This is a genomic window from Chryseobacterium sp. B21-037 (assembly GCF_028570785.1).
Classification (GTDB): Bacteria; Bacteroidota; Bacteroidia; order Flavobacteriales; family Weeksellaceae; genus Chryseobacterium; species Chryseobacterium proteolyticum.
On sequence record NZ_JALGCB010000001.1, the window covers coordinates 2,733,340 to 2,746,918 of the forward strand.

Consider the following 13,579-nt stretch of genomic DNA (forward strand, 5'->3'; position numbering starts at 1 on the left):
AATTCTTATGTCCTTTCTGTAATTAAATATATTAAGATTATTTTTTGATTAAATTCCCAGCTTTCTGGCCATTAACCACTACAACATATACTCCAGGAAGCATTGTAGATGGAATCTGTAAACCAAGTTTATTAACCCCGTCTGTAAGCTCTACTTTTTCAGAAATTTCTTTCTTACCTGTTAAGCTTACTACCTCAACAACTCCTTTTCCTGCTTTACCTTCAAATATTACTGTAAATTTATCAGTCGCCGGATTTGGACTAATGGTGTATAGCGAAGTATTTGGCTCAGCAACAGCACGTCCTGCAGAGGAAGTACCACCTCCAACTCCTACGGCATTCCAGGCATTGGTTACCTGAGTAACTTCATTACTACCTGTACCATAAAGATCTGCTGCAGCTTGTAATGAAGAAGTTCTTGCATTGGCATAAGTAGATGAAGAAGTAAGATAAGAAGTCAATGTTCTGTAAGCAATAGCTCCCGCTTTATCCAATCCTATTCCTGAAACATTGTATGCAAAACCGTTATCATTAGTTCCTGAACCACCGGTTACTAACAAGTAATACCAAAAGTTAAGAACTCCTGAATTGGTATGTACTCCACAATAGTCGTTATATCCAGGTAAATTAGGATTTCCCTGAGGAGTACAAGAGCTGCTCGCATCTTTCCAATACGTTCCTTTATACGTATCAGGCTGACGGTAAGCATTAGGATTAGACATATCTCTAATGACATAATTGAAATCTTCTCCTAATTTCCAGCTTGCCTGTGAAGGTCTCGCCCATAATTCTATTGAATTTCCAAATACATCTGAGAAACCTTCATTTAACGCACCTGACTCCCTTTGGTAGGCAAGGTTTGCAGTTTTAGAAGTCATTCCATGGGTAATTTCGTGCCCACAAACATCCAGAGCAGTTAGTGGCAATCCGCCAGTGGTATTAGAGGCGCCATCACCATATGTCATTCTGGATCCGTCCCAAAATGCATTTGTATAATTGGTAGAATAGTGAACATAAGATTTTATAGCAAAATTATTGTTGTCAATACTTTTTCTGTTAAATTTTGTGTACAAGTAGTCTAAAGTTGCTTCTGCTCCCCAGTGGGCATCAGTAGCGTACTGGTCTTTATTGGCATTTACATTATTCCAATTGTTATCAGTATCCGTAAAATCTACAGCAGCAGAATAATTAGTTCCTTTCTTTAAATTATACGTTTCTACAGCAGTCCCTGCACCACTCCCTGCATTTCTTCCGGTTTCTCTCAATCTGTAACTTCCATTATACGAATCTGCAACAATACTTCGGTTTCCGCTATACCCTGTAGTAGCAGTTCCCGGAGCGTTCACATCATGAATTATTGCATCAGTTCCCAGGACCTTCCCGTTCTTAGCGTCTACAAAAACATACTGTCTGCTCAATGGCTTTTCCGCATAAATATCAAACTTATAGGCTAATTTCAAATCACGAAGCTTTTCATCAGTAGGATCTGAGTAATAAACCAACTCTGCCTTTGGGGCAAAGCTTGCGTTAGGATCATTGGATTCTTTTTTAATAAAATCCTCTTCCTCCTTATTCTGCCATTTGTACGAATCCGCTCCCACAAATGATAATGCATTTTGCAATGCTATATCCTCGGAAATATTCGTACTTTTTTCAATCTTCTCAGGAACTTTAAGAATCCATTTTCCAGATTCTCCTACAATTTTTCCACCCTTGGTCTGAACAGCTATTGTTCCATATTCTACAGGAATGTTATTAACAGTTTGTTGGAATCTATGGGTTTCAAATCCCAACCTATCCTTTTCTGTGCCGAGTTTTTTGGCTTCAGCTGGGATATACCTTTGAGAAGCTTCATCAAACAAAACCGGACTTCCCTGAAAAGAAGGCCCATTTTTATCAAATCTTAAAAACTCTGCGTGTAACCCGTTTTTACCGGAAATCAGTTTTGACGGTTTGTCCTGCCCAAATACGAAAGAGCAAGCGGCAATACTTGCCACTAAGATAAATTTTGTTTTCATAAAAATATTTATTAAATGGTCTAGCGAATTTATAGACTTTTTACAATAAAAAAAATAAACCATTGAAAAAAAATCAATTTATATGGTAAATCCATAAATAAAATACAATGTGTTTTTTCAATAAAAAAAAATTAATTAATTATTATTTCAAATCATAACTTCTTTTTTATTAATAAATTAAGTTAAAAATCATGCACAAGTGAAATATTTTTTTGCTATGCTATGCATATTAATTGCTTGGTAAAATATTAGTGAAATTTCTTAAAAATCCTTATCTACAAATGGTTTTTTAAAAAAAAATAGCCATCTCAAATGAGATGGCCAATTTTTTAACCGTAGAGGTATTATATGCTATTTGATTAAATTTTTAATATAAATTATTTTCCGATTGGGGTTCTGAACTCTCCATACCCCATCAGACCATCATAATTTCTTCCAAAAGGAGCATAATATAGAAATGCCTGATATAGATTCTCTGTTTGCCAGAAGTTTCCGTTGATTTCACCAAAATTTAAGGTTCCATTACTCTCTTTTGTTGCGAGAATGTAGTTATAAAAGCCTTGTTTAAGAAAGATCTTCGCCACATATTTCTTAGCCGCAGCATCATATTGCATTTGATTCAGTTTGCTGGGCATAAAATTATTGAAACCTCCCAATACATAAATTTCCTTGTCTACAGGATCTGAGTCCAAAGAGAAATATACCCATGAATAATCCGCTTCCCTTTCTGCATTTCTTTCAAGCCCCAGGTCATTTCTCCTGAAGTAATAAGCTCCGTTTACATCAGGCTGGTATTGGTAATTCAAAGGAAAAGCCCATACGGGATGCAAGTATGTTTGATTCACTCCGTCTTTTACTTCCGTAGCTCGAACCATGTCAGCAGCCATATTCATGTTTTTATTATCAAAATAATAAAACTCATTATTCCCGGGGAACGTGAGGCTCATTTGTTGGAAAAGTAATTTATTCCCAAGAGTGGAGCTCGGCTTCAGATTATTAACAGCCACATTGGGATTGTTATTCTGCATGACATTCAATGTCATTGAATTTACATTTGACGACAGATCATTTCCTTTTGCTAACGCCTGCACCTCTACCCTTTGATTGATGTTCGGGTTTTTATCAGTGATCCTCGATACATTTAAGGCCAGGGAAACATTGTCTTCAACCAAATAAAACCTTCTTTTAAAAAGAGGTTTATCCGCAGAATCTTTGTACACAATCAGTTCAAAATTTCCGGAGATCTTCGGTTGTATTTTATCATTAGGAAACACGAGTTTATAGTGGGTATAAGCCTGAAGCGTATTGAATGAATATTCAAATTTATCCAATAAGCCATTAAGACTTCCATTAGCAATTTCCGTAAAAAAAAGATTATCATCATTCCAGTTGCGGTCATAGTGTTTTATGGTATATCTGTAGATCTCACTGGCATTTGTAAGATCATCAAAACTAAGAACCAATGTCTGATTAAAATTGATCACAGGAGTTTCATCATTGGTTTGGGGATTAAAAAGCTGAATGCTCTGGATGTTCTGTCCGAACACCCATCCCCCTAAAGAAAGTAAAAGTAGTCGCAATGTTTTCATTATGACGAAGATAACGAAAAATCACCACTTTCTTAGGAATATCGTATTTTTGGATAAAAAAACAATCAGAATATGCTGAAGATCCAAGCCTTTGTATTCAACTTTGCAAGCGAAAACACCTACATCCTATATAATGAACATAAAAATGCCTGGTTAATTGATCCGGGAAACATGAATGAGCAGGAAACCAACCTTATCAGTAATTTCATTAAGGATAACGACCTAAAAATTCAAAAAATACTTCTCACCCATGCCCATATTGACCATGTTTTTGGTTTGCAGTGGGCATATGACACGTTTAACCTTCCCGTACATATGCATCAGCAGGATCAGGAAATTCTGGATATGCTTCAGATGAGCGGAATGAGGATTGGAATTAATATTGACCCTGTAAAAGTAGAGGTTCAATATATCAATGATGGCGACGAACTGGACTTTGATGGTGAAAAATTCAAAATCTATCATGTTCCCGGGCATTCTCCCGGAAGCATTGTTTTCCACAACGAAAAACAGAAATTTATGATTTCCGGAGATGTTTTGTTTGAAGGAAGTATTGGAAGAACAGATCTGTACAAAGGAAATTACGAACAGCTGATCAACGGAATTAAAACCAAACTTTTTATATTGGATGATGAGACCCAGGTTTTTTCAGGTCACGGAAATCCAACGACTATTGGTTTTGAAAAACAATATAATCCCTTTTTGAAATAAGATTAGCAATACCTTATTTTTCAAGATTTTAGTCATAACACTCAATAAAAAAACCGTCAGACTGGTCTGACGGTTTTTACATATATAAGAAATAGATCTAGAAATCAAATGTTACAGATGCTCTCACTGCAGCACCCATGATCGGTCTTGCCATTCTTATATCTCCGGTTCCTGTAAGCGGAGATCTTGGATCTCCTTCAGTAATACCTATGGTATTAAAAATATTGGTTCCGTCAACTGCAAAACGGATATTACCTAACTGATAGGAGGTTCCTGCCCCTACCTCACTGAATGAAGGCAAAATATTTTTATCACTGTTCGCCTCATCCTGGAAACGCTTTCCATAATAATTATAGCTCACATATGCTCTCCACTGCTTCGTAATATTAACGGCAGGGGAAATATTAAAATAGAATTTGGGAATCCTTCTTACCTGGTTACCATCGTAATCAAATGTTGATCCATCGGCATTTCTTCCTGTGAAATCCTTGTATTTCGGGTTTTGGAAAGTTCCATTGAATGATAATTCCAAAAGGTTATTGAATAATCTGGCAAATCCTTCAAGCTCTACTCCAATGTTTGTTGTATTTGCAAATTTATTTTCTGAAGTTCCGTCAGAATATACATCTGTAAAAGAAAGGTTTTTCAGAGTTGAATAAAACGGGATAACTCCAATGTCGAATGTACGGGTGTAATACTTATATCCAATTTCCAATTGATTGGTTTGTACCGGTTTGATCTGGCTCAGGTCTGCCATATTGTTATAATATGATTCTTCATTAGGAGATCTGAACCCATTTGAGAAGCGGGCATAAACCGCATTTTCTTTATTGATCTTATAGTTGGAAGCTACTGTAAAAGATACTCTGTTAACATCATAATTCCAGTATTTGTATTTATTTCCCAGTACAGACATATTGTCATCGGCTGTCGTAGTAGCAAAACTATGAGTTCCATCTGTCGTTAATCCAGAATTATTCAGATTTGCTGTTGTTGTATTTACTCCATATCCTTTATAATAATCACGGCTGTAACGAATTCCTCCGTTAAAGCTTAAATTATCTGTAATATTATAATCCAGATTTAAGTAAACATCATTCAAACTTCCCTGGATTTGAGAATCCCTCACAAGAAAAGACATATCTGTAACCCCGTTATAAGTTTTAGAATATCCTACATCAGTAGGGCTCAATGAGGTATCTACCAGATTAAGAAGCTGAGGCCTGTCTGTGGCTGTGGTCAAAATATTGCTCCAGTTCCAGTATTGATGAGACTTCCAGTTTGATTTATAAAATCCGGCCGTTACATTTCCTTTATCAAATTTATAATTGAACTGTAAATCATTGACAAAATTATTCATGTGCTTATCAATCGCCCAGAATCCTAGCTTCTGCACATACTGCGGATTTACAAGAGCCCCGTTGCTTACCAGAGAATATTGATAATTATTTCCCGCAATTCCGTTGCTGTTGGCAAAAGCGCCTGCCTGTTGAGGTGCTCCCGCAGGAAATATACCGGTATAATTCATATTGATATTCGTATATCGTGTCTTGTTCAAAACGGTAAAATTGTTTCCAAGATCATATTTGAATTCAGCGCCTACGACATCTACTTTCGGATGAATTCCGTCTTCCAGATTTCTTCTGAAGAAACCTCCTCCGGGCTGTGGAATATTCAGCTGGCTGATGGATCGGTAACTGTATGTCCCGTAATTAGCATCGAAGCCAGGAAATTCTTTCAGGTCATTTCCATTCTGTACTAAAGGAATCGGTAAGAAAAAGGTATTTCTGTCATCAAGTTTCTTATAATACACTTTTGCGTATCCTTTATCAAATACATATTTTAAGTTCATCCTGATCTGTCCCCCGTCATTGGCCTTAAACCCTGTTTTCCTGATTCCGCTGTCCGTTCTGTAAAACCCTCCGATATTAAAGAACAATTTATCCTGTACCAAAGCGCCACCTACGTTTACATCAGTACGCATTAATCCATAAGTACTTGTTTCTAGTTTAGCACTTCCCCGGAAATCATTGGTTCCTTCTCTTGTAATAAAGTTGATTAGCCCACCGGGAGAATTGTTAGCATAAATTGATCCCGAACCTCCTCTTAATGCTTCCAGTCGGTTTACAGAATTGTCAACCCGGAAGAAGTTGTCGGCATTGGCAAACTGCAAAGCTCCATCTTCAAAAACCGGTAATCCATCTTCCTGTACCTGAACAAATTCGTATGCTCCGGCAGAAGGAATTCCTCTTGCGAAAAGGTTATTTCCCACTTCCCCCCCAGAAGTTTCAACAGCAAAACCCGGAACACGCTGCAGCAATGCCGCTGCACTGATAGGATTTTGTTTTTGGATTTCTTTTGCACTGAACGTAGAAATTGCCGTACTTGATTCTATTTTCTTTTTCGGGTTTGCATTACCCGTGATAACTACCTGATCAATAGATCCTGTTCTGGTGGAATCCTTAACCGTTTCCTGTGCATACGCATTATTAAAATATAGCGTAGCGACTCCTGCGAGTAAAAAGATTGATTTTTTTTTCATGCCCATATAGAATTTAATTATTGTTTTAATTTTAAATAGACTCCGTTTGTCCAACCAAATCCATCCTGATTAGGGTACTCTCCTCCTCCGGCTATCGCTTCATTGTCTAATGCATTATATTTTTCCATAAGTTTACCTGTATTCGCATAAACTCTCTCGACATTAGAGCACCAGTTGTTTTTTATATCATTAGCTAATTGTGTAAATCCATAATTTTTCATCGAAACAAATCCAAGCCATTGGTAAGGTGCCCAGGCATTGGGTAGATCCCATTGTTGGCCGGAACGTTTTGTTGTCGTAACGAGACCGCCTTTGTAAAGGAATTTTTCAGCGATAATTTCGGAAACCGCCTTTGCCTGTTCATCGCTGGCCACACCTAAAAATAATGGATAAAGAGCAGCAATATGTTCGGACACTGTATTTTTGTGTTTCTTAATATGATAATCTTTATAAGTCCGGGCATCCTGATCCCAGAAATATGTATCAATTACCTGTCTCCTTTTTGCTGCCCTTTCACTGAAATATTTTTCTTTTTCTTTAAAATGTTTAAGACCTGAAGCTTTCACCAAAGTTTTTTCAAGATGCCACAAAAGGCAATTAACATCTACCTGCGAGATGTTCAGGGTTTCTATACTTTGTATGGTTTCCCCGTCTGAAAACCATCTGCTGGAAAAATCCCATCCAGACTCACAGCCACTTCTGATGTTTCTGTAAAACTCTTCTCCCGTAGCATTTTCATGATCTTCAATATCGATCAGGTAACTCTCGGGACGGGGTGTATTTTCAGCATCATAATATCTGTTCAGGATATCACCATTGTCGGTTTTCAACACCCTTTTGCTTTGGGTATCATTGTTTAAACCTTCTTCCCCATCCATCCAGAACTCATATTCTTTTTCAAGGGTATCATAATATTCGATATAAACATTCTCATCCCCTGTACTCTCTGCAAGCAGATCAAGCATCAATGAAAAGTAAGGGGGCTGCGAACGGCTTAAGAAATGGGTCCTGCTCGCATTAGGAACAAATCCTATATTTTGAATTAGATAAGAACAGTTCTCAACGATATTTCTCATCATTTCAACCCTTCCTGAAACCTGCAATCCAAGCATAATGAAATAACTATCCCAATAAAAAAACTCATTGAACCGCCCTCCCGGAACGATATAAGGTTTTGGAAGCTTTAAAAGTGTTCCTCTTTCTTCATAAGCTGTCCTGGTAAGCTCATCCCATAGTTTTTCTATATGCTGATCAATCGGCAAATGATCCTCCCGTTGGATAGATACTGTGGCACCTAAAAAATCAAAGTTGGAAAGTACAAAAGCTTTAAGATCAAAATCTGGTGCAACTCTTTCCTTTTCATATTTCTCGTTGATTTCTGCGACAGGAAATAAAGGCACTGCATCTGTCATCATCTTTTGATCTTCAAAGATCCTTGATCTTTGGACATCATCAAAAAGTGCCTGGATATCCCTGATATAAAGTTGTGTATTCATTCTATTTTTTAGGGTTTATTTTTAATTTATTCATAATAACAGCTGATATGATCAACAGTGAGAGTGGTATCAATGAAAGATAAAAAGCACGCTGCCCGCTGAATTCCTGAAATACAAAACCGGTGATGATCGAACCTATCGTTCCTCCAATTGCGGAAAAAACAACAATAAGCCCGGACATCGCACTATGCAAATATTTAGGTATGGATGCTAAAATAACAGAATTGATACTCGGGTAGATCGGAGCCAACAGACCTCCCATAAGGGGAAACAGATAGACTACAACCGGGGCATTGAACCATGTTGTACCTGTACTGATTTCAATGTTATGGGTTAAGGGTAAAACAAATAGCAAGCTTACGGCAAAACCTATCACACAAAATGACACAACATAAATCCAGCTGAATTTCTTGGAAAAGAAACCCGATAAAAACCTTCCCAATGCAAATGCTCCGGCTAAAACAGCCCCTGCCTGTATACTCATAGAAGTGGGTAATCTGAGAATCTCCTTATAAAAAGTGGGTGTCCAGGTTTGAAAGCTCTGCTCCACTAAGACAAACAGAAAAGCACACACAAGAAAAAACAATACTTTTTTGTAACTGAATAAGCTTATACTATTCTTAATATCTCCTAGTAAATCTGTCGTTTCACTTCTGGCTTCCCTCTCATTTAACCTTGAGAAGAATAAAAACAAAAACGACAGAGCAGACAATGCACCCAGGACCCAATATACATTAAGCCAATGTGTGGATCTTGGATTATGATCATCAATAAATAAACTAAAAAGTACATTTCCCGCTAATACACCGATCATGAAAAAGCCTTCTAGAAAACCCATAAAACTGGAATGTTCTTTATCAGTATTGGTCACAAGCCCGATGGATGTAAAAACTGAAATTTTAATCAATGCAAAGGAAACTCCTACAATGGCAAATAACAATTTGAAAAACCAGAATGCATTTGAAAAAGGCATGATAAAGCACATCCCACTAACCAGAAAAAGAGCAATCAGCATGGAATTTTTAATTCCGATTTTGGGTAAGAATGAAGCAAGAATAAAGGAGCAGATAGCAATAGGCAGATCTTTAAAACCCTCCAAAACACTCGCTGAGGATTTTGAAATCCCGAAATTCTGCTGGACCTGCAGGATCACCGTTCCTACTGAGTTCAGAAGAATGGCAAAAACAAAATAGTTTAAAAACAGAATAGCCTTTATGTTGAAATTTCGCATTAAATTAATTTCTTGTTGGCTAAGATAGAAGCATTTGCCTTAACGTTAATTTAACATAGTAAATATATATTTGAACTATATTAATATAATTATTATTTTTATACCATAAATATCATTAATCTAATGAAAGTTAGCTTTGAAAGAGTTTTACCTAACGAGAAAAGCTCCTTTCGCACATTACATAATAACTCCCCCATTTCTGAATTTAAATGGGAATACCACTACCATCCCGAAATTGAATTGGTGTGCGTAATTTCCGGGAGTGGAACCCGGCACGTAGGCTATCACAAAAGCAATTATTCAAATGGAGATCTGGTACTGATAGGTTCGAATATTCCCCATTCCGGATTTGGTCTGAATTCCATTGATCCGCATGAGGAAATAGTCCTTCAGTTCCGTGAAGAGATATTACAATTCCCTGAACAGGAAATAGAAGCACGCTCTGTTAAAAACTTACTGGAGCTTTCCAAATATGGAATTCATTTCAGCCCGGCTACAAAAAATGCATTACTGCCTAAGCTGAAAAAAATGCTGGAAACTGAAGGCTATAAAAGATATCTGCTTTTGCTTGATATTCTTTTTGATCTTTCTACCCGTAAGGATTATAATCTGCTCAATAAAGAGATTATGCCTTACACAATCATTTCAAAAAATAAGGCCAGGCTTGAAAATATATTCACCTATGTGGAACATCACTACGATAAGGACATCAATATAGAAGACGTCGCAAAGCTTGCCAATCTTACGCTTCCGGCATTTTGCAATTTCTTCAAAAAAGCTACACAAATTACTTTTACAGAGTTTGTCAACCGTTACCGTATTAACAAAGCCTGCCTGCTGATGGTTCAGGATAAAAGCATTTCGGAATGCTGTTACAGCTGTGGTTTCAACAATGTAACTTATTTTAACAGGATGTTCAAAAAATACACCGAGCAAACACCTTCAGAGTTTATCAGGAATTCTTCACATGAGAAGATTGAGAGCGTGGACCCACCTCTAAAAGTAGTTCAGAAATCTTTTTAGATATTTATACTTACACAAATAAAAAAGCCATTCCAAAAAGGAACAGCTTTACTATCTTATTATTATAATAGGTTGAAAAGAAAATATAAAAAATTCAGGTTTGAATTTCAATCTCTATTTCAATTCAATAATTATTTCCATTTAATGTTACATCCCATGCTCGGTCTTTGAATCTCTTCCTGTGGTTCTCCCAACAGAAGGTTTTCAAAAGCAATGATCAGGTCTTCACCTGTAACATCTTTGTGATTTCCAGGTCTTGAGTCATCCATCTGGCCTCTGTAAACAAGATCCAGTTTATCATCAAAGAAATAAAAATCCGGAGTACATGCTGCATCATAAGCCTTAGCAATACTTTGACTTTCATCATATAAATAAGGAAAATCAAATTTTCTTTCAATCTGGAACTCGATCATTTTTTCAGGAGAATCTGCGGGATACTTTTCAATGTCGTTTGCATTTATAGCTATAAACTCAATCCCCTTTTCCTGATAGTCTTCATACAGCTCATTAATCTTATCGATTACATGCAAAACAAACGGACAATGGTTGCACATAAAGATCACCAACGTTCCTTTTTCTCCTTTCAGATCATCCAATGACTGAATTTCATTACTTTTTGACGGGTTAGGAAGTTCAAAAAACGGAGCTCTTGTTCCTAATGCCAACATATTTGAGGGAGTATTCATATCCTTTATTTCTTTGCCTACAAAGATAAAATTTCTTTTATGATTTGGCAATTCAGGTTTTTATAAAGTTCAGTTAAATGTTAAAATAAAAATATTATTCAATATTATTTGGAAGTTACAAGTTAATATTCGTAGTTTTGCTAACGCTGTTAGTAAAAAAATATCATGGGATTACATGAACGCCGTCAAAGAGAAAAGGAGTCTATCCGTGCAAACATTTTGCAGGAGGCATTCACTTTGGCAAAAACAGAGGGCTGGGCTTCACTTTCCATTAGGAAAATAGCTGACGCGATTGAATACAGTGCTCCGGTTGTTTATGATTACTTTGAAAATAAAGAAGCTATTTTATTTGAGATTTCTTTAAATGGGTTTAAACTTTTACACAAAGAATTGGTAAAAGCTCAGAAAAAATATGACAGTCCTGAAGAGCAGCTTACTGCCATTGTAGATACATATTGGAAATTTGCTTTTAAAAATAAAGAATATTACCAGTTAATGTTTGGATTGGGAATGCAATGCAGTGGTAAAGGGCAAATGAAGGAAGAATTTTCTTCTTTCCAGGATATGATCTACGACTGTACATACAATATTATTAAGAAAAACGGATCTAATCCGGATAATGCATGCCATATGTCACATGCTTTGTTTTCTGCGGTACATGGTTTAATATCAATTATGATGATGCGTAATTCTGATATTCCTGCCACAATGAACAAAACTACCCTGGATGAAACAGTGGCAGCTTTTATTAAGTCTTTGTAAATTTTTTTTGAACCAAACCTTAACACTGTTAGGAAAAATAGCACAATTAAATTGGATTTTTAAACAAAATTAGCATTAAGAACTTCAAAGGATTTAACGATAATACAATCATAAATTCAACCCTGAACATTAACACTGTTAGTAAAATTAACGCGATACACCTCACCTTTATATACTTAAAAACAACATTAAAAACTTTATGATTATGGAAATGACGATCTAATTCTAGTATTAATAATTCTGTAATTTTTTTTAAACTTATCATTAACACCGTTAGAAAAAATAACACGAATTATTAAAAAAAACAACATTATTAAATTTTCAAACGCTTAACAAAACAAATTAAATTTTAATGAAAATACCTGGAACAATGAGGATCTTATTACTTATAACAAGTATTATCCTTTTACAGAACTGCAGTAAGGCCGCAGAAAATTCGAATCAGGCCCCTCCTGCACCAGAATTACCGGTTTATACTGTAATTACTTCTCCAGCTACAACATATCAGGAATTCCCGACTGCATTGGAAGGAAAAAACAATGTGGAAATCAGATCACAGGTGGATGGTTACCTGGATAAAATATATGTAGAAGAAGGAGCCTTCGTAAGAGCAGGCCAGCCCCTGTTCAAAATCGATTCAAGAGCTTATGGTGAACAAATGAATATGGCACAGGCCAATTTACAGGCGGCTAATGCTAATATTCAGAAAGCCAAAGTAGAAGTAGACCGCCTTCAGCCGTTAGTAGCTGCGAAAGTGGTATCTGATGTACAGCTTAAAACAGCAAAAGCCAATTATGCAGCCGCTGTTGCAGCCGCATCACAGGCTCAGGCATCGGTAGGAAATGCGAGAATCAATGTAGGATTTACAACAATCACAGCACCGGTAAGTGGTTATATTGGAAGAATTCCTTATAAAAAAGGAAGTTTAATTTCAAGAACAGACCCAAACCCTTTAACTTTATTATCCGACATCAGCGAAATATATGCGTATTTTTCTCTAAGTGAACTTGATTTTATCGCTTTTCAAAAGAAATACCCGGGTGCGTCTCTGGAAGAAAAACTGAAAAATATGCCGATGGTAGAATTGGTAATCGCTGACAACACCATCTATTCTGAAAAAGGAAAAATGAGCATTGTAGACGGTCAGTTCGATAAAAGTACGGGAGCAATCAGTGTACGTGCGGTATTCCCAAACCCTCAGGGGGCGCTAAGAACGGGAAATACAGGAAGAGTGCGTATGCCTCAGCTTCTTACCAATATTGTGGTTATTCCACAGGAATCTACATTTGAGATTCAGGATAAAACATATGTATATGTCGTTGGAAAAGACAAAAAAGTAACGAGCAAACCAATCACTATTTCTGGAAAAACAGAAAGCTATTACTTCATTTCCGACGGAATTTCTGTAGGTGACAAGATTGTATATCAAGGTCTTGGAAGCTTAAAAGATGGTGCTACGATACAACCGAAAGCAGTATCTTCTGACAGCTTGTTCAAATCAAAACCTTTGTAAATACCTGTA

At 36.5% G+C, this 13,579-nt stretch carries 10 protein-coding genes; 4 read left to right on the plus strand and 6 right to left on the minus strand.

Annotated elements, in window-relative coordinates:
- Window positions 1–37: 37 nt before the first annotated feature.
- The gene (locus tag MTQ00_RS12140; RefSeq protein ID WP_273649318.1) at window positions 38–2,017 is read right to left on the minus strand and encodes a M4 family metallopeptidase; all 1,980 of its coding nucleotides are present in this window, start codon (window positions 2,015–2,017) and stop codon (window positions 38–40) included.
- A 377-nt stretch (window positions 2,018–2,394) separates the two neighbouring features.
- Entirely contained in the window at window positions 2,395–3,606 is a 1,212-nt protein-coding gene (locus MTQ00_RS12145) for a type IX secretion system plug protein (protein ID WP_273649320.1), read from the minus strand.
- A 72-nt stretch (window positions 3,607–3,678) separates the two neighbouring features.
- Here MTQ00_RS12145 and MTQ00_RS12150 point away from each other — a divergent pair, with 72 nt between their 5' ends.
- A complete protein-coding gene (locus MTQ00_RS12150) occupies window positions 3,679–4,317 on the plus strand; it encodes an MBL fold metallo-hydrolase (protein WP_273649321.1) in 639 nt (212 codons plus the stop codon).
- Between the two features lie 97 nt (window positions 4,318–4,414).
- On the opposite strand, the gene MTQ00_RS12155 is transcribed toward MTQ00_RS12150, so the two are convergent.
- Genes MTQ00_RS12155 through MTQ00_RS12165 form a run of 3 tightly spaced genes read right to left on the minus strand, consistent with a single transcriptional unit; the run spans window position 4,415 to window position 9,586 of the window.
- The gene (locus MTQ00_RS12155) at window positions 4,415–6,859 is read right to left on the minus strand and encodes a TonB-dependent receptor (protein ID WP_273649323.1); all 2,445 of its coding nucleotides are present in this window, start codon (window positions 6,857–6,859) and stop codon (window positions 4,415–4,417) included.
- Window positions 6,860–6,876: 17 nt separating this feature from the next.
- Entirely contained in the window at window positions 6,877–8,355 is a 1,479-nt protein-coding gene (locus tag MTQ00_RS12160) for a trehalase family glycosidase (RefSeq protein ID WP_273649325.1), read from the minus strand.
- Window position 8,356: 1 nt separating this feature from the next.
- Window positions 8,357–9,586 (minus strand): MFS transporter, encoded by a 1,230-nt coding sequence (locus MTQ00_RS12165; RefSeq protein WP_273649327.1) that lies wholly within the window; start codon window positions 9,584–9,586, stop codon window positions 8,357–8,359.
- A gap of 123 nt (window positions 9,587–9,709) precedes the next feature.
- On the opposite strand from MTQ00_RS12165, the gene MTQ00_RS12170 reads away from it, so the two are divergent.
- Window positions 9,710–10,609, plus strand: a complete 900-nt coding sequence (locus MTQ00_RS12170; RefSeq protein WP_172280326.1) for an AraC family transcriptional regulator — start codon at window positions 9,710–9,712, stop codon at window positions 10,607–10,609.
- Between the two features lie 131 nt (window positions 10,610–10,740).
- On the opposite strand, the gene MTQ00_RS12175 is transcribed toward MTQ00_RS12170, so the two are convergent.
- Window positions 10,741–11,295: a thioredoxin family protein gene (locus tag MTQ00_RS12175; protein WP_172280328.1), complete on the minus strand. Its 555-nt coding sequence runs from the start codon at window positions 11,293–11,295 to the stop codon at window positions 10,741–10,743.
- Between the two features lie 165 nt (window positions 11,296–11,460).
- Here MTQ00_RS12175 and MTQ00_RS12180 point away from each other — a divergent pair, with 165 nt between their 5' ends.
- Together MTQ00_RS12180 and MTQ00_RS12185 are read left to right on the plus strand one after the other, a co-directional pair.
- Entirely contained in the window at window positions 11,461–12,057 is a 597-nt protein-coding gene (locus MTQ00_RS12180) for a TetR/AcrR family transcriptional regulator (RefSeq protein WP_172280330.1), read from the plus strand.
- Between the two features lie 352 nt (window positions 12,058–12,409).
- Window positions 12,410–13,570, plus strand: a complete 1,161-nt coding sequence (locus MTQ00_RS12185; RefSeq protein ID WP_172280332.1) for an efflux RND transporter periplasmic adaptor subunit — start codon at window positions 12,410–12,412, stop codon at window positions 13,568–13,570.
- The last annotated feature ends 9 nt before the right edge of the window (window positions 13,571–13,579 follow it).

Bases quoted from the DNA above. Each gene is read 5' to 3' on its own strand.
- MTQ00_RS12160 (WP_273649325.1), bottom strand. From the start codon at position 8,355: ATGAATACACAACTTTATATCAGGGATATCCAGGCACTTTTTGATGAT.
- MTQ00_RS12140 (WP_273649318.1), bottom strand. From the start codon at position 2,017: ATGAAAACAAAATTTATCTTAGTGGCAAGTATTGCCGCTTGCTCTTTC.
- MTQ00_RS12150 (WP_273649321.1), top strand. From the start codon at position 3,679: ATGCTGAAGATCCAAGCCTTTGTATTCAACTTTGCAAGCGAAAACACC.
- MTQ00_RS12180 (WP_172280330.1), top strand. From the start codon at position 11,461: ATGGGATTACATGAACGCCGTCAAAGAGAAAAGGAGTCTATCCGTGCA.
- MTQ00_RS12145 (WP_273649320.1), bottom strand. From the start codon at position 3,606: ATGAAAACATTGCGACTACTTTTACTTTCTTTAGGGGGATGGGTGTTC.
- MTQ00_RS12165 (WP_273649327.1), bottom strand. From the start codon at position 9,586: ATGCGAAATTTCAACATAAAGGCTATTCTGTTTTTAAACTATTTTGTT.
- MTQ00_RS12175 (WP_172280328.1), bottom strand. From the start codon at position 11,295: ATGAATACTCCCTCAAATATGTTGGCATTAGGAACAAGAGCTCCGTTT.
- MTQ00_RS12155 (WP_273649323.1), bottom strand. From the start codon at position 6,859: ATGAAAAAAAAATCAATCTTTTTACTCGCAGGAGTCGCTACGCTATAT.
- MTQ00_RS12170 (WP_172280326.1), top strand. From the start codon at position 9,710: ATGAAAGTTAGCTTTGAAAGAGTTTTACCTAACGAGAAAAGCTCCTTT.
- MTQ00_RS12185 (WP_172280332.1), top strand. From the start codon at position 12,410: ATGAAAATACCTGGAACAATGAGGATCTTATTACTTATAACAAGTATT.